This is a genomic window from Veillonella parvula (assembly GCF_047241225.1).
Lineage (GTDB): Bacteria > Bacillota > Negativicutes > Veillonellales > Veillonellaceae > Veillonella > Veillonella parvula_O.
Window position 1 is genome coordinate 362972 of record NZ_JBKTIE010000003.1, and the last position, 17370, is coordinate 380341.

16 protein-coding genes and 3 tRNA genes are annotated in these 17370 nt (G+C 38.1%); 16 read left to right on the forward strand and 3 right to left on the reverse strand.

The genetic code is table 11. The annotated features are described in order from the left end of the window. The first annotated feature begins 114 nt into the window (after window positions 1-114). The 7 genes from ACLRYO_RS07685 (at window position 115) to ACLRYO_RS07715 (ending at window position 8112) form a co-directional block, all read left to right on the forward strand. Window positions 115-1257: an isochorismate synthase gene (locus tag ACLRYO_RS07685; RefSeq protein ID WP_021147776.1), complete on the forward strand. Its 1143-nt coding sequence runs from the start codon at window positions 115-117 to the stop codon at window positions 1255-1257. Window positions 1258-1297: 40 nt separating this feature from the next. Further along, entirely contained in the window at window positions 1298-3151 is a 1854-nt protein-coding gene (menD, locus tag ACLRYO_RS07690) for a 2-succinyl-5-enolpyruvyl-6-hydroxy-3-cyclohexene-1-carboxylic-acid synthase (protein WP_278456620.1), read from the forward strand. Further along, window positions 3148-4008, forward strand: coding sequence for a 2-succinyl-6-hydroxy-2,4-cyclohexadiene-1-carboxylate synthase (menH, locus tag ACLRYO_RS07695; protein ID WP_278456619.1), 861 nt, complete (start codon window positions 3148-3150; stop codon window positions 4006-4008). The genes menD and menH overlap by 4 nt, the downstream gene beginning before the upstream one ends. 4 nt (window positions 4009-4012) lie before the next feature. After that, on the forward strand, window positions 4013-4855 hold the full coding sequence (gene menB, locus ACLRYO_RS07700; protein WP_004693709.1) for a 1,4-dihydroxy-2-naphthoyl-CoA synthase: 843 nt from the start codon (window positions 4013-4015) through the stop codon (window positions 4853-4855). 242 nt (window positions 4856-5097) lie between these two features. Beyond that, window positions 5098-6573 (forward strand): o-succinylbenzoate--CoA ligase, encoded by a 1476-nt coding sequence (menE, locus tag ACLRYO_RS07705; protein ID WP_278456618.1) that lies wholly within the window; start codon window positions 5098-5100, stop codon window positions 6571-6573. A gap of 13 nt (window positions 6574-6586) precedes the next feature. Further along, entirely contained in the window at window positions 6587-7738 is a 1152-nt protein-coding gene (gene menC / locus ACLRYO_RS07710; RefSeq protein WP_278456617.1) for an o-succinylbenzoate synthase, read from the forward strand. Next, complete coding sequence (locus ACLRYO_RS07715; protein WP_004697993.1) at window positions 7735-8112, forward strand: PaaI family thioesterase; 378 nt, start codon at window positions 7735-7737, stop codon at window positions 8110-8112. Before menC ends, ACLRYO_RS07715 begins: the two co-directional genes overlap by 4 nt. A gap of 237 nt (window positions 8113-8349) precedes the next feature. Here ACLRYO_RS07715 and ACLRYO_RS07720 read toward each other — a convergent pair whose 3' ends face one another. Further along, window positions 8350-8970, reverse strand: coding sequence for a DUF2939 domain-containing protein (locus tag ACLRYO_RS07720; protein WP_278456614.1), 621 nt, complete (start codon window positions 8968-8970; stop codon window positions 8350-8352). A gap of 335 nt (window positions 8971-9305) precedes the next feature. Here ACLRYO_RS07720 and ACLRYO_RS07725 point away from each other — a divergent pair. From ACLRYO_RS07725 to ACLRYO_RS07740, 4 genes are all read left to right on the forward strand, one after another. After that, window positions 9306-9381, forward strand: a tRNA-Asp gene (locus ACLRYO_RS07725). A gap of 21 nt (window positions 9382-9402) precedes the next feature. Next, window positions 9403-9478 (forward strand) — tRNA-Phe (locus ACLRYO_RS07730). Between the two features lie 12 nt (window positions 9479-9490). Then, a tRNA-Leu gene (locus tag ACLRYO_RS07735) sits at window positions 9491-9576 on the forward strand. Window positions 9577-9759: 183 nt separating this feature from the next. After that, on the forward strand, window positions 9760-10401 hold the full coding sequence (locus ACLRYO_RS07740; protein WP_278456613.1) for a DUF4178 domain-containing protein: 642 nt from the start codon (window positions 9760-9762) through the stop codon (window positions 10399-10401). A gap of 109 nt (window positions 10402-10510) precedes the next feature. On the opposite strand, the gene pgtP is transcribed toward ACLRYO_RS07740, so the two are convergent. Further along, the gene (pgtP, locus tag ACLRYO_RS07745) at window positions 10511-11884 is read right to left on the reverse strand and encodes a phosphoglycerate transporter PgtP (protein WP_156697206.1); all 1374 of its coding nucleotides are present in this window, start codon (window positions 11882-11884) and stop codon (window positions 10511-10513) included. A 211-nt stretch (window positions 11885-12095) separates the two neighbouring features. Here pgtP and ACLRYO_RS07750 point away from each other — a divergent pair, with 211 nt between their 5' ends. Then, window positions 12096-12308 carry a hypothetical protein gene (locus ACLRYO_RS07750; protein WP_101928963.1) on the forward strand — a complete coding sequence of 71 codons (213 nt, stop codon included), beginning with the start codon at window positions 12096-12098 and terminating at the stop codon, window positions 12306-12308. A 65-nt stretch (window positions 12309-12373) separates the two neighbouring features. Next, window positions 12374-13459, forward strand: coding sequence for a hypothetical protein (locus tag ACLRYO_RS07755; RefSeq protein WP_101928964.1), 1086 nt, complete (start codon window positions 12374-12376; stop codon window positions 13457-13459). Between the two features lie 84 nt (window positions 13460-13543). Here the strand turns inward: ACLRYO_RS07755 and ACLRYO_RS07760 are convergent, their stop codons facing one another. Next, window positions 13544-14335 (reverse strand): carbon-nitrogen family hydrolase, encoded by a 792-nt coding sequence (locus ACLRYO_RS07760; RefSeq protein ID WP_012863950.1) that lies wholly within the window; start codon window positions 14333-14335, stop codon window positions 13544-13546. Window positions 14336-14638: 303 nt separating this feature from the next. Here ACLRYO_RS07760 and ACLRYO_RS07765 point away from each other — a divergent pair, with 303 nt between their 5' ends. Genes ACLRYO_RS07765 through ACLRYO_RS07775 form a run of 3 tightly spaced genes read left to right on the forward strand, consistent with a single transcriptional unit; the run spans window position 14639 to window position 17345 of the window. After that, a complete protein-coding gene (locus ACLRYO_RS07765) occupies window positions 14639-15442 on the forward strand; it encodes a polysaccharide deacetylase family protein (RefSeq protein WP_101928965.1) in 804 nt (267 codons plus the stop codon). Window positions 15443-15453: 11 nt separating this feature from the next. Next, window positions 15454-16392 carry a phosphodiester glycosidase family protein gene (locus ACLRYO_RS07770; RefSeq protein WP_004693677.1) on the forward strand — a complete coding sequence of 313 codons (939 nt, stop codon included), beginning with the start codon at window positions 15454-15456 and terminating at the stop codon, window positions 16390-16392. An 8-nt stretch (window positions 16393-16400) separates the two neighbouring features. Continuing rightward, a complete protein-coding gene (locus ACLRYO_RS07775) occupies window positions 16401-17345 on the forward strand; it encodes a hypothetical protein (RefSeq protein WP_101928966.1) in 945 nt (314 codons plus the stop codon). Window positions 17346-17370 lie beyond the last annotated feature (25 nt).

Genomic DNA, 17370 nt, shown 5'->3' on the forward strand with positions numbered 1-17370 from the left:
TCATCTCAAAAATTTGGAAACTTATTGATGACGCCTGACGTGTAGAAGTAAATCTTCTACACGTTAGGTGTTTTTACTATAGTCTATTTTATTTCTTAATAGCGATATACAACTATGATATATAATAAAGAACCGTTAGAACTGAATAGTCCGGTAGCCTTTTGGCTGAATTTTCCAAACGAAGAACGCGTATTTTGGGTGGATCGTCAAAGTGACCGCATCGTTGTAGGAGCTAAACGTTTGGCGACGGTCAAAGATGATGAAGATCGCCATAATTACGCTTACGTGTTTTATGGAGATACTTTTTTTGAGAACTCTAAGGACCCTAAATGGGCTGGCATGGGTCATGAAATGATTGCTTTCACCCATTACTACATCGTAGAAAATGGGGAGTCTTTCTACTTGTACGCTGGTGAAAGCGTCCCTATTACGGATTTCGAGGTGCCTCGAGTTCGCCATAACTACAAGGAAACCAGTGATGATAAGGCGGTTTGGGATAGTTTGATGAACGCTATCGCTGATGGTATTAGTAGCGGTGAAATGACGAAGGTCGTTTCTTCTCGAGAGGTACAGTTCACTAGCGAAACATCATATAATGTGGCAAGTATTTTAGCAAATTTAGTAGATAATAATCCAAATTGCTTTATCTTTGGTTACGAAAAGGATGGACGCACCTTTGTGGGTGCATCGCCAGAGATTCTAGTTCGCCATCGAGGTAGTGAAATTCTCAGCTATGCCTTGGCGGGGACAGCGCCTAAACATGGACCAAATGCGTGGACTAAGGAACAACTGTTAACGGATAAGAAAAATCTCTTTGAACATAATATCGTCCGTGACCGTATTGTGGATATCATGAAATCTATTACTCCGGAGGTTATAATAGGTGAAACGGGTATCATGGAGCTGGCGCATCTCTATCATTTGCGCACCATTATTACTGCAAAGGATAGCACAAAATCCCTCGTGGAATGGGCAAAGTTGCTCCATCCTACACCGGCTCTCGGTGGTGAACCGCGAGAAAAGGCGTTGACATTGTTACAAAAGTACGAAACTCATGAGCGCGGCATGTATGCAGCACCTTTTGGCTTTATGAAAGACATGGGGGACGGCATTGTCATCGTTGCTATTCGATCTGCCCTCATTATGGATAAGGTTCTTTATGCCTATGCAGGATGTGGCGTCGTAGCCGATTCTGATGCGGATGAAGAGTACGCAGAAACTAATAATAAAATGCGCACCATTTTGGATGCGTTATAATAAATTTCCAAACCCTTAGGAGTTGTTGAAAGGGAATATAATGAACGAATATATTGCTGCCTTGGTAGATGAGTTTTACCAACTCGGCGTCCGGAATGCTGTGTTTAGCCCTGGTTCTCGTTCTACGACGATGGCTATGCTTTTCACGGAGTATGAAGGCTTTGAAACATATATGAATATAGATGAGCGCTCTGCTAGCTTTATGGCACTTGGCATTGCAAAGGCTTATAAAGAACCAACTGTGTTAGTTTGTACATCTGGTTCGGCAGTGGCTCATTATTTGCCCGCTATTTTAGAGGCTCAATATAGTGGGGTACCTCTTATCGTATTGTCTGCTGATCGACCTCATACCTTGTTGCATGTAGGGGCTCCACAGACAGTAGATCAACAAAAGATTTTTGGTACAGCCGTAAACTATTACGAAGAATTAGCGGTGCCGCAAGAGGACCATTACTACACATATCCACGCCAAGTAGCTCGCAAGGCGTATATGAAAGCTATGGACATCAAAAAGGGGCCAGTGCATATCAATGTACCCCTCTTTGAGCCATTAGTGCCTGAACTAGATCGTAAGCACTTTGAAGCGGGACGTAGCCCTTACAAAGTATTTAAACCTAATTACGGTGATGTATTTAGCTATCAGAATAGAAGTAATAATACAAGTAACGTAAGTAAAGCAAGTAACGTAAGCTATACTAAAAATACTACTGATAATAACACTAATAACCCTAATAACTCTAATCGATTGCTTGCGCAATATAAGAAAGTTCTTATTTTAGCTGGTCCACAAATCGATGTAAATGAAGTTGAATCTATTCACTCCTTTGCGGAGAACTTACAAGCTCCTATCTTGGCGGATCCATTGTCCAATGTAAGACGCTGGCATAAGACTGATGCTATTGATGATAATCATGAATTTAATATCAATCGTAGCAATGATACAGATATGACTCAGGAAAAACAGTCTCCTGATGTTGTGATTTCAACGTATGATGCATTTTTAGCGGATAAAGACCTATGGCCTGTACTAAAGCCGGATTGCGTGATTCAGTTTGGCCAAATGGTTGTGTCTAAACGCGTGCAACAGATGGTGGCAAGTTGGGATAATGTGGAGTATATAGAGATAAATCCTACAATGGACTCCATGAATCCAACGGGGAAAACCACCATACACATGCAAGCAAGCATCGATATGTTTACGCATTTGTACGCTGTAAAGAACGAATCTAATGCATATCTTAATAGTTGGCAAAGTTTAGAAGTAGCTGGCAAAGCTCAACTAAGTACAGCCATAGAAGAACCAAGTTGTTTTGAAGGTCGCACGATACGCGAGTTACAACAACATATTCCTGACAATAGCCAATTGCTAGTGGCGAATAGTATGACCATTCGAGACTTTGATTATTTCTGGTTCTCTGGTGAATCCGATGCCGTTCTTTACGGTAATCGTGGTGTTAATGGTATCGATGGTATCGTTTCAACTGCACTAGGTCTTGCCACAAATGGTCAGCCTACATATCTTGTAACGGGAGATTTGTCTTTGTTCCATGATCTAAACGGCTTAGCAGTAGCTAAAACGCACAATCTAAATTTGAAGATTATTTTACATAATAACGATGGAGGCGGTATTTTTGAATATTTACCGCAAAAGGGGACGAAGCATTTTGATTACTTGTTCTCTACGTCACAAGGTTTAGATTATAGTGGGACCGCTAAACTCTATGGCTGTGGGCACACTAAAATCTCTAGTCCTGATGAATTGAGTCGTGTATTAGCTAAAGTTAGCACGGAATCTGGTATTCATATCATTGAAATTCCTACAAATCGGGAATATAGTCGACAGTTACATAAGAAATATACAAAAGTTTCAGTTGATATGGAGGCATTACTATGAGTCAGTATTTTTGCAGTATTGTAGATAATGCTTTATGTAATCCAGCTCAGCGTATGTATTTTGACTTGGGTGAGTATCGCTACGGTTTGACTGTGGTTGGAGAAGGTGAACCTATTGTATGTTTCCATGGTTTTTCTGAATCAAGCTACACTTGGGATTCTATTAATCTGCCGGGGTATCGTGTGGTCCGTATCGATTTGATTGGCCATGGTGATTCAGATATTCCTGATGAAGATAAGGCTTATACCATTCCTCAAATGATAGAGGATTTGCATACAGTTATCTATCATATGGTTGGTGAAAGCTATTACCTCATGGGCTATTCCATGGGTGCTCGTATTGCACTTTCCTATGCGTTGGAGTATGAAAGTGAAATCAAAGGTCTCATTCTTGAAAGTGGCTCGGTAGGCATCGCTTCTGATGCTGAGCGAGCAGAACGCCGTAAGGCGGATGAAGACTTAGCAGTTCATATCGAAGAGCATGATGGTGCTTGGTTTGCTACACGATGGGCAGAGGTTCCTATTTTTAAGAGTCAAAAACAGCTTTCAGAAGGGGTAGAGGAATTAATCTATCTACGTCGATCCAATAATAGTACGTACGCCTTAGCCTGTACATTGCGTGGCTCAGGGCAGGGGGTAATGCCTTATGTAGGGGATAAATTAGAAAAATTCTCTGTCAAAGGTTTATATGTGAGTGGCGCATTAGATACAAAATATACTACAATAGGAAGAGATGTATTTGGCAAGTTGCCAAGTTTTAATCATGTCATCGTCGAAGGGGCGGGGCATAATGTACATATAGAAAAACCGCAGATTTTTGAACAAGCGGTATTGGATTTTTTACAGAAGAAAGGTTAAGTCCATGAGCAAATTTGATTGGAAAGTATTGGATCGTAATTATGAAGATGTAATTTACGAAACATATAATGGCATTGCAAAGATTACTATTAACCGTCCAGAAGTGCGCAACGCGTTCCGTCCTAAAACGGTAATGGAGTTAATTGATGCTTTCACAGTAGCTCGTGAAGATAACGAAGTAGGCGTAATCGTATTGACTGGTGCTAACCACGGTAAGGGCGAAGATAAAGAGGCATTCTGCTCCGGCGGTGACCAAAGCGTACGTGGTCACGGTGGTTATGTAGGTGAAGACAATGTGCCTCGCTTGAACGTTCTCGATTTACAACGCTTAATTCGCGTCATCCCTAAACCTGTTATTGCAATGGTTAATGGCTATGCTATCGGTGGCGGACATGTATTGCACATCGTATGTGACCTTACAATTGCTTCTGAAAATGCTAAATTCGGTCAAACTGGTCCTCGTGTAGGTTCCTTCGATGCTGGTTATGGTGCAGGATACTTGGCTCGCATGATTGGTCACAAACGCGCTCGTGAAGTATGGTTCTTGTGCCGTCAATACACAGCAGCTCAAGCGTATGAAATGGGCATGGTTAATACTGTGGTACCATTCGATAAATTGGAAGAAGAAACAGTTCAATGGTGTAGCGAAATCCTTGAATTATCTCCAATGGCTTTGCGCATGTTGAAAGGCGCTTTCAATGCAGACACAGATGGCCTTGCAGGGTTACAACAATTCGCAGGGGACGCTACATTGATGTACTATACAATTGATGAAGCAAAAGAAGGTCGCGACGCGTTCAAAGAAAAACGGAAACCTAACTTCAAACAATTCCCTAAATTCCCTTAATCGGGAGTCGATACAGTCCTATATGACGGATTATATTAACGGTTAAAACGACAAGTGCGCCTCTACATGAGGCGCCTTTCTTGTAATATCTCTTTACTTATCATATTTCAATTATTACATTTTAGTAATTACTTACTTTTTAGTTGTTACTTACTATTTATTATTTATTTATTTATTGCTTATTACTTATTGGTAGTTAGTGATTACTTATTAGTCATTAGGTTTAGATACGAGGTGAAACGATGGAGTGGTTACGTCATGGTGCACAGCACTATCCTGATCGCATATGTATAAATGAATATACCTATAACGATATATACCGTGGCGTACTCCATGTAGCTTATAATTTAGCGCCTTTAGAAGTCTCTCGAGTAGCTATCTTATCCGATAACTCTGTGACCATGGCAATGTATGTGTTGGCTGCTATACTAGTTCATAAAGAGGTACTTCTACTCAATGTACATCTTAAGTCAAACGAAATAGCGAACCAATTGGATCAATTAGGTGTTATCACTGTATTATATAGTAAAGAACGACGTAATCAATTGCCTGATGCCGTTGAAACTCAAGTATCAAATTTAGTTGCTCCTATAGTATCAGATTCTGTTGAAAATCAGTTATCTCATTCCGTTGGTTCGGAGGCTGCTAATTCAATTGTTACAATTGAGTTTGAAACTTTAGAAAGTATTCTATCGGATTTAGCGGGCGAGGATTCCTTTGATTGGACCTTTGCGGACGCAGACATAGCTGCTATCATGAATACGAGCGCTACTACGGGGCAATTTAAGTCTGTACCGCTTCGATGGGGGCAAATTAAAGCTCATGTACAAGCATCCCAAGAGGTACTAGGGAAAACAGAGCAAGATAATTGGCTAATGGTACTGCCTCTGTTTCATGTGAGTGGTTTATCTATCTTGATGAGGTCTCTTTATAATGGAACAGCTGTCACTATTTTGCCTAAATATGATGAAGCTCAAGTTCTCAAACTTATAGAATCTGAGAATATTAATATGATGTCTTTAGTGCCTACCATTTTGACTCAATTAGAGCCACATATTACACATCATAAGTTACGCGTTATCTTGCTCGGTGGAGAGTTCATTGCCATGGCACTAATCGATGCTTGTGAAAAGAAATCGCTGCCTATCTTTAAGACTTACGGTATGACGGAAACCTTTAGTCAAAGCGTGACCTTTTCCGTATTGGATTATCCTGATAAACGAGAATCTGTAGGTAAGCCATTGCCTGGCATGCAGGTTCGCATCGATAACCCTGATGAGGATGGGGTAGGCGAAATTCATTTGACGGGCCCTATGGTTATGACTGGTTATATCAACAAGGAACCTATCGATGGAGACTTTAATACAGATGATATTGGGTACATCGATGAGGACGGTTTCGTTTATATTTTGAATCGTCGTAAGGATCTCATCATTTCTGGGGGTGAAAATATTTACCCTAAGGAGTTAGAGGATTTGGTCTATACGTTGCCATCGGTGAAGGAATGTGCCGTTGTGCCTGTACCTGATACTAAATGGGGACAAGTGCCAGCCCTCTTTGTGGCCTTTCATGATGGTAAAAGCATGACTACAGATGACATTATAGACTTTATGGCTAATTCTTTAGCAAAATATAAGGTTCCAAAATATGTAAAAGTATTAACCGCATTGCCTCGAAATGGAACTGGCAAAATATTGCGTAATGAATTGAAATTATAAGATTGAGGCGCCTATGAATGATATTTTAAACTTTAAAAGTATAACTACATATCGCCTTAAATTGCCGCTGAACTTTAACTTCAAGACCGCCAAGGGGGAGGTAAAAGAGCGGGAAACCATCGTAATCCGTATCGAGGATCAACAAGGTTATGTAGGGTATGGGGAATGCGTAGCTTTCACAGAGCCATTCTATACATTTGAGACAGTAGAAACCTGTTGGAAAACCTTAGTAGATGATTATATCTTTAATCTGCGCTTGATGCGGCCTAAACCGCTCATGACCTATGTACGACAATTACAGTTTTGGCTCAATCGAGATAATATGCCTATGGCCATTGCGGCTCTAGAAAATGCACTCATTCATCTTCATTGCGAACGAATAGGTGTAAACTCTGTTTCTTATATTATGGATCAAGCTTTACAAGATACTATTGAAAGTGGTGTCGTTGTCGGTGATGTACCAATAGACAAATTACTCGATATTGTAGAGTGCCATGTTACAAGTGGTTGTAAGCGGATTAAATTAAAGGTAAATCCTGTAGATGGTTATGAACGAGTAGCTTTAGTTCGCAAACATTATCCGGATTTAGTTTTAGCGGCTGATGCAAATCGAAGCTATTCGTATCAAGAAATCGATAAGGTGCGTCAGTATGATGATTTAGGTCTAGCTTGTATTGAAGAGCCCTTTGCGATGGCAAACCTTCAATCTTATAGAGATTGGAAGTGGGAATGTCTTAATGATGACAATTGGAAAATCTATACGCCAATTTGTTTAGATGAGTCCATTTTAGGATATGATGATCTGTCCTATGCTATTGAATATGACTTAATCGATGTGTTGAATGTAAAAGTAGGGCGAATGGGTGGTCTTATTCCAACAAAAGCGGCTATTAATCTATGTAGAGAACGTCATATTCCATATTGGATTGGTAGCATGGTAGAGTCAGGGGTTTCTAAAATGCTTCATGTCCAGCTATCCGCATTAGGAGATTCCTATATGGCAGGGGATTTATCTGACTCAAATAGATATTTTGGACAAGATCTTATTTTCCCAGATTTAACATTTAAAGATGGTGTTATGCATGTTCCCGATGGAGATGGACTAGGTGTAACAGTCTTTGATGATAGACTAGAGGCGTATTGTGTGGAGAAACGAACACTATGAATTTAATTGAATCCTTACAAATTGATGCTCCTCGTATGACGAGTGATAACACATGTATTGCAAAAATGAATTTAACTGAGTTTCACAAACAACCACAAGGCTATTTAAACGGTGGTGCTACATTAGCTTTTGCAGAAATTATTGCAGGTATGATGAGTAATGAACTGGTAGGTTCTCATAAATTTGGTGTAGGACAATCTGTAACTGCTAACCATCTACGCCCTGTAAAGTGTGAAGGATCCTTAACAGCGTTAGGAACTTTACTAGTAAAAGGTAAGACATCCCATGTGTGGCGCTTTGATATGATAGATGATGCACAACGCCTTATCTCACAAGTGACTGTAACCTTGGCTATTGTAGATTTTGATAGATAAAATCCCATTTTTAAAGGATTTAGTTATATTTGCTAATTAAGCTATGTATAATTTCGTCTTACATGAGAACTTACGATTGTTAAGATTATAGGATAATAAAAGGACAGTATATACCTTTCGGTAGATACTGTCCTTTGTTGGTTTTACAATGTAAATGGCTCGTCTAGAAAAACGACATAGATCTTTTTTACGTTTTCTAAGATCTGAAATTTAAAATGTTAGAAAAGACAAAGATATTTATTTTCTAGTGATAGTATATAGGTCTTCAATATTAGGAATATCGTAAATTACCCATGTTCCATCTCCTAAATGACGCATCAAAATTTTTATATCTTTTGTCATATTCTTTTTATTATTTTGTATCGTTACAGTTACAGTAGCCGTATCACCATTATCTTCTGACTTCAGGTTTTTAACCTCTACATCATGTTCCTTAAATAGGCGACCTTCTACAAGACGATCTACCATAGACTTATTATCATCATTTGCTGTAGTAGTATTATTGGTAGGTGATTCAGATTTAAAACTGTCAGGATCTTCGATATATGTCCGTATTACGTCTTCGATAAGAGCTGGTCCAAATGTTTTGGTAGCTGCTATTGTAGCTTTACCAAGTGGGGTAGATGTATCGACATATTTATTGCCTTCTCGTTCTACAATGTTTTTTACAATGGATTTTATATCTACGTGGCGCAATGCTTCGTCTGCATCTTTATCTTGTACTGCTTGGTGAATGATTTTTAATGTGTAGGCTGGTGTATGTGGTACATACCATAAGAAGTACCATGCTGCGGCCATCGCTCCTACAATAGCTATGATAAGAGCGATAATAATACCTTTTGAATTGAACTTATTCATAGCGAATCCTTTCATGTTTCTATAGAGGCATTTTCATACTGAATATATACATATTGTAGCATATTGAGTAAAGAATAGGATGATTTCTAGTAAAGGGTATACCTATTATAGCTTATAGAGAAAATTGTACTATTGCGAAAACTGACGAATTATGACGATAAAGGGTGGATTCCTGTAATATAATATAGAGATACTTTTATAAAAGCTATAAAATAACGATTATCAAATATAATCAATTATTTTCATAGATTTGTAATAATATTTCTTAAAAAAATAGTTGCATTGCTCTTAAATCCATGATATTATGTACAAGTAGTCAACGCGAGTTGATACGCGGCCCCGTGGTGTAGCGGTTAACATGTCGCCCTGTCACGGCGAAGATCGTCAGTTCAAATCTGATCGGGGTCGCCATTTTTTTTTACAAAAAATCATGCCTCGGTAGCTCAGTTGGTAGAGCAACGGACTGAAAATCCGTGTGTCGACAGTTCGATTCTGTCCTGAGGCACCATTTGTATTCCATGCGGTTGTGGTGGAATGGCAGACACGCCATCTTGAGGGGGTGGTGAGCTAACGCTCGTGCGGGTTCAAGTCCCGCCAACCGCACCAAATATAAGGACCTACAGTTTACTGTAGGTCTTTTTTCGTTATTTTGATATTAAAATACATTTAATGAGTTTATCTTCTTTTTTTAATCTGAGAAGTGTTGGCAGGTTTTCACAATCCGTGTACAATCATAGTAATTAGTAATATACATTTATATATATATAGTTTTCAATATGAGAGAAGCTTATGGTTTTTAATTATGGTGAGACATTACGTATCCGAAGGGATCTATATACGATTTTAGGCAAGATACGCTACATTGATACTCATGGGAAGATATGGTATGAGTATAAGTTAGTCAAACATAGTAATAACAAGGCATTTTGGCTCAGTTGGGATAAGAAGCGAGATGCGTACCAGTTTTCCAAGTTGTGTGGAAAAGTACTACCAGCCGATATGAAACTTGTAGATAGTGGTTATGAGATGGTAACGGGCGCTTGGGGTGAGGTAGACGTAGGTACTACTGATACTGCTAAATATAAAGAGTATGAAAATGCTGATGGTACTGCTACGTTTTCTGTTCAAGAGTGGGCTTTTGAAACGGAATATTCAAAAGGCTTTTACATTAATAAAGAATACGTATCTGTCGAAAAGGATTCAGAGGTAACCGAGTCTATTCTAGATAAAATGGATACGATTAAGAAGCTGAAGTTCATAGGACCAGTCGGTTGGATTTTGGGGAACTTACTACTTTATATGCCAATCTTTGATATAAAAATATTGAATGATGTACGGGATGTACTTACATGGCCTTATATAGTAGCTGGGAGTATAGTCCTTGGTATCATTGTGGTTTGTGCTTTCATTATTTCCAGAACTATGCGTTGATGAAAACACATCGGTTATATAGGAGTCCCTTTCGTGGGGTAAATAAAAGGTCGTAACATGTATTAATACATATTACGACCTTTTTACTATAGGATTTATTTGTTAGGGGTTAGCTATTAGCTTCAGCTGGTTGAAGTTGTTCAAGTTCAGCTTCTTTAGCATCTAATTCTTTGGCGCCAAAATGAGCCAATACACAGAATGTTATACAAAGAACACATGCTACTAATAAAAGATAAAAACCTGCATTCCAACCAAATTTATCTGCTAAAACACCAAATAGTGTTGTACCTAAGTTTGCACCAACAATGTAACTCATGAATCCACGAAGACCAACAGCAGAACCTACTGCAAATGGTGGTACAATATCCATAGTTTGTACTGAAGCTAAGAATTGAGGAATGTAGATTAAACAACCTACAATAGCAGCGAAGAAAGTAACCCATAAGAGAGACTCGCTTTGCCAATAACCAAATATACAGAAGAAGATAATGCTTATAGCAATGATTGCAGGTGGCATGCGATAACCTTTAAAGAATTTATCGGAAATATAACCAGCAAAAATAGTAGAAGGAATAGCCGCCCATTCAAAGAATAAAAAAGCAACAGACATTTCTGCTTTGGAGAAACCTTTTACTTGTAATAAATAAATTGGAAGCCAAGTAAGCATACCAAAGCGAATCATGTAAACGAAGGTATCAACTAATGATACATACCAAGCGTTTTTATTTTTCAATACGTATTTTACAAAGATTTCTCTTGTGCTCATATGCGGTGCTTCAGAACTTCTGTGCGCTTTATGAGCTGTGTCGGCAATGATTTCACTTGTTGGCGGTAAGCCTTCACGTTCAGGGCTTTCTTTGATTAAGAAAGAAATGGCAATTGCTATGATAACTGCAATAAGCGCTGGTACACCATAACTCCCTAATTGCCAGTGATCTGTAGTAGTGAAATATAATGCGGCGGCTACGATTGGTGCTACGATACCACCACCGAGATTGTGTGAAATATTCCAGATAGCTCCATAACGGCCACGTTCCTGTTTTGGGTACCATTTAGCTAAGGTGATAAAGGATGGTCCTACACCAAATCCTTGGAAAAAGCCATTTAGTACTACTAAAACTAAGAAGAAGGCGAGACTATCGGCAAAGCTCATAAAGATATTGATAATTGCACAGCAAATGAGACCGAAAGCCATAAACTTGGCAGGACTTGCTTTGTCCGCAAGACTACTCATAAAGCCTTTACTTAAACCATAAGCGATAAGCATACCACTAGATAGCAAACCAATTTCTGTTTTGCTCATATGGAGGATATCTGATAAAAAGTGTGTTGATAAGGCAAAGTTATTACGAACAATATAGTACGCAGCATAACCTATAAAAATACCAATTAATGATTGCAATCTATATTTATAATATAGATTCATAATCATGCTATCTGGAACTGATGATTTTGCCTCTTTAGGTTGTAGAAATGAAAACATAGTTATTACCTTTCTTTCTTAATAGCTAAATCCTATTGCATTGTTAATACTACCATTTCTATAGAATTCATGTAAATGATTTATGAGATAAAAATATTAATTTACAATTTAAATTGCTTATTATTAGCTGAAAATGTGTATAGAAAATATTTGAATTATAGACAAGTACTTCTTAATATATTAGATTAAATATATTGGGAGGTTATTATCTATGAAATATTTACGCCGTGAACTTAATCAAGTAGAAAAAGAATATGTAAAACAATTTGGTGAAGATTCTTTAAATCGTGTCATCCTTCATGATCCTGATACAAAGGATAAACAAGATGTGCAAGATACTATTGATATTCTAAAAGAAGCAATTGCGAAAAATAAACCTCTAGAACAGGTTCCAGAGAATATGTGGAAGCTTATTGAGTTTTAATGTATATGACTAATTATATGAGATGTATAGCCAGTTTTTAATATAATTATTTGATGGAGACTTGAATGAATTTAAAAGGAATTGTACTAGTTGCGACAGCATTGTTTGCTAATATAGGAATAATAAATGCTGAGCAGATATCCATCTCATCTGTATCAACGCTATTAGGCGCAAAAACTACTCAACTTGATAGAGTACAACCTCAAGAAGTTATGCCTTATTTGGAAAGTAAAGTTACGGGTGAAACAGAATTATCTTATGCTGTTATGTCTGTTGCTAAAAAAACATTTAATGAACAAATGTTGCTAAATCGAGAGGTAGAATCACGTATGCACGCTCATATTGAGGAACATAATAGAACAATAAGAAGTGTGCCGCAACGAGACCTTATTAAAAATCCTTATACACGAGAAGAAATTGAAAAACAAATTGTAAAGGCCATTAATTTTAGAGAAAGCAGTAAGTACCCTGTTAATGACAAGGAATATTACAATCATATAGATATAAATAAAGTAAATGATTTGTCTGGTTTTCCAAAGAAAATACCTTCTTTTGCTAAGCAGGTTGATATTCATTTAAAGCCGCCTAAGGCGATTGAAGATGGTCGGTATATTCAAGTTTCTTTTACGGGTAAACCATCAGAACTAAAGCCCTATATTCAAGATGCAGAAAATCATGCTAAGGTTATTATTACTAAGGGTGAGGCTGAACGTGTTTCTATTAAACCGTACGAAGATGTTAAGATGAATTATAGAAAATACTTGTCTACTATATTGCCAGAAGAATGGATTGAAGTAACTAATATATTCAATAATATGTATCAATATAAAATGGCGCTAAGCAATGAGAATATTAAGCGAAAGGTTGATCGTGAGCTCTCTAACCAAATGAATAATCAAATGGTTTTGGACTTAGAGCAAGATATTAGTAAATTAAGTTCTGATAAAGTGTTGTCCAATGATGAAAATAAGACTTTACAGAAAAAATATTTAGGTTACTATTCGTATAAAGAAGTAAAGCGACCATTTAACGCAGAGTACACATTCTACATCTTTAAATTTGATTATTCATATAATATGTTTACTGTTGCAGGCATGGCCGTTAATCCAGAGCAAACTAGAGTCATTTATTTTCTTAATACAGTAGAGTAAAAATAAAAAGGCACATTGTTTTATGCGCAGACCATCTATAAATGAATTGTTTAAGATGGTAGTTAAAAACGATGTGCCTTTATTTTATAGCTTGTAGAGTTCAGGTTTGCGATCTCTAAAAATATTGATTTTATTGCGAATATCCTCTACTACGGTGAGGTCGATATCTATAGATGAGATGCCCTCCCTAGTGTCCATTTCGAGTAGATTGGTGCCCCATGGGTCGTATACGGCGGAGTGACCAGTGCTTTGAACTCGACCTACTGTACCACAGCCGTTGACAGCACATAAGAAGAGTTGGTTTTCAATGGCGCGCACTTCGTTTAATACTTGCCAGTGGCGTAAACGCATAGTAGGCCATTGAGCAGGTACAAATAATAACTCTGTATTTGATAATGCAGCCATTCTCACGAGCTCAGGAAAGCGAATATCGTAACAGATAACCGTACTACAAGGAATACCATCCAATTCGAAATGAGTGGTATGTGTACCGCTAGCAAAGTATTGGTCCTCTTTAGCAGGACTAAATCCGTGCATTTTGGAATACTCTCCTACGAGCGTGCCTTTACGGTTGTAAGCATAGGATGTATTAAATACTAAATCCTCTTTTGCTACGGCTACAGAACCGCCCACAATGTTTACATTGTGTTCTTTTGCGAATGTACTTAATAAAGCTTTTGTTCTTTCTCCATTTCTGTCAGAAATATTGATTAAATCCTTAGATGGATGAAATCCTGTATTCCATGTTTCGGGCAAGACGATAATGTCAGGACTTTCTGATAGGGCTTGTGAAAGTAATTCTTGGACGCGTGCATAATTGTATTCCACTTCGTTTACATGGACGTCCATTTGTATAAGGCTTAAGCGTTTTTTCATAAGAAATCCTTTGTCTATTGGATGAGCATAATTTTAGTAATGTGTATTATAATTAGAATATTAAAGCATTATTGAACGGATTACAATATAGCTCTAAATAATCGTAGAAGTTTTAAATGATTTTTGATACTGAAGATTTATATGAATTTAGGCTTTCCGGTGTTATAGGCATCCAGATGAAACTATGTATCCTAGATCCTGAAAATTGATTGATGAAGTACTAATAAAGCGTTACTTTTTACTATTCTTCATGGAAATGTTATAATATTCTGTATATAATTGTGTTCTAATAGAGGAGGACCTATGAAACGGATTCCGTTGGTAACACTGTTACTTTTGGTATTGGCAATGGTTGTGGCAGGTTGTGGCGTGCTTTCACAAAAAACAGAACCTACTAGTTCAGTACCGCCTGTAAAAGAAGTTAAGATGGTACATCCATCGGGCATTCCTGTCCTTATGTATCATAAAGTCGGCGACGACAAAGATAATGATGCGGTTATTCGGGAGGATTTATTCAGAGAACAAATGAAGTTCCTCAAGGATAACGGCTACAATCCATTGACGATGGAACAATTGTATGAATATGTTGTAAATGGTGCTGCAGTGCCTGAAAAACCAGTTGTTTTGACCTTTGATGATGGTTATGCAGATACATATTCTATTGTATATCCAATCATGAAAGAATATGGTTTCCCAGCGACTGTTTTTATTAATCCTGGCGATATTGGTACGCGTTTAACTTGGGATCAAGTGCGTGAAATGCATAAAAATGGTATCACTATTTCCAATCATGGTTTCCAACATATAGAAATGGGTCAATTGTCTGAAGCGAAACAAATTGAAAATATCACAAAGGCCCAAGAGGCACTTGCTAAAGAAGTAGGCATTAAGGATAATCCTTGGTTCTGCTATCCGTATGGAGATAAAAATGAATTCACCGATTCGGCATCTAAGAAAGCTGGTATCAAGATGGGCATGGCTATGAAGTCTGGCTGGGCTCATACGGGTGATAATCCATATAATATTTTGCGTGTTTGGGTAGGTAATGCGGTAGATATCAAGCATTTTGAAGAGCGCATTAGCACTGAACATTTCACTGATTTATAAGGAGAAATACATTGTTCAAAAAGAATTGGGTAAAGTTCATCATTATGGTGTTCTTATTTACCGTTGTCACATCACCCTTCGTGGTGCTCTTTGGACCATTTAATAATGTAAAGCGCGCCGTTATTGGTGCTATCTTACAATCTCGCCATCCTCATTACATTACGTGGTTGTTTAATGAAGACGAGTTACAATCTATTTTGGGGACTGTAGGGGTTGTTAAAAGCCAAGATTTGTTCAAGTTTAATGCTCGTGAAGATAAGACTTTAAATCTTGAAAAAATCCAGTCTGCTCGTTATGTAGGCTATATTTTAGAAATTCCTGATCCTCGTCGTATCCAAGTAGGTACAGCGGCTAATATTCAAGAAAAAGGCGATACTACAAGTAATATTGCAAAAATGAATAATGCTGTAGCAGCGATTAATGGCGGTGGTTTCCACGACCCTAATGGTACTGGTACAGGCCGTTTGCCATATGGTTTCATCTTGCATGACGGTGAGTACGTTATCGGTAAGGATGTAGGCCCTGATGAAGACGTAGACTTTGTAGGTTTCTCTAAATCTGGTAATCTTATCGCTGGTAACTATGATAAAACTCAGCTTAGTGATATGAAGGCCATGGAAGGTATTACCTTTGGTCCGCCTCTTATCGTTGATGGTAAGAAGATGATTACCGAAGGTGATGGTGGCTGGGGCGTAGGTCCTCGTACTGCTATCGGTCAAAAGAAAGATGGCACAGTGCTATTCCTTGTAATCGATGGTCGCCAACCAGGGTATTCTATTGGGGCTACCTTGCGTGACGTACAAGATATTCTATTTGAAAAAGGTTGCTACATTGCAGCAAATTTAGATGGCGGTTCTAGTTCAACTTTGTACCTAAATGGTAAAGTCGTAAATAAACCTGCCGATTTGTTAGGGGAACGCATGATCCCAACGGCGTTTATCGTGAAATAGGAGGACAGATGAAACCTTTTACGCGTGTACTGAGCGCCTTTGCGGTAGGTATTCTTCTGCAAGGTGGGGTATACCTATACCTTGATCAATATATGTTTGCGCCGACTACAGAGTTTAACGTAGCAGGCGCATCAAAAGATGATACTAAAAACTTCCCTGATGTGAAGGAAGGCACTAAATATGTATCCTATGACCGTCAATTCATGGCCGTTGTTACAGAAAACTCTTTGAAAATTTACAAGGCTAATGAAAGTACCCCTACGAATATTGATTTGAAGGGGCGTTCGATTAGTTACTTCAACTGGATGCCAGACCGTAACTATGCTATCATGGGTTTATATGACTCCAGAGATGTTGTCATGGCTCGTCTTAATGCGGATGATCCAGAACATGAGGTTGATACGAAACTTGAAGACTTGCCTCGGGGCAGTAAAATCGTAGATGCTGCGTACTCTGAAGCGACGAATGTGGTTTATATGAAGGTAAAAGTTCAAGAACATACATATCGTATTTATCGTACCGATGCTAACTACGATACACGTCGTGTTTACATGCAAGCTACTGATATCGGTCATATCGGCGTATTCTACGATGAGGATAACTTCTTCTACGATAATGTGAGAACTGGGGATGTCTTCATGTTTAATGGCATTGAAGGTGGTTGGCGTGTTATCAACCCTGAAGGGCGCTTCCGCTTTATCGGTGTTGATATGGACAAAACTATCTATATCGCTCGTGTTGATGAGGATAATAATGCATTGACTGTTTACACTGGTAAACTAGGTGTAGGCTTCAATCCAGTTTACAAATACAACCACCCTACTACATTTAATGAGTTGACATTATCAGATGTAAAAAACATCATTAAGAATGGTAGTGAAGAAACTACTAAGGTAACAGAAGATACTACATCTTCTAAATCATCCAATAGTAGTAGTAAAAAGAAATCTTAAGAAAAAGCCTTTATAATGTTCTTTC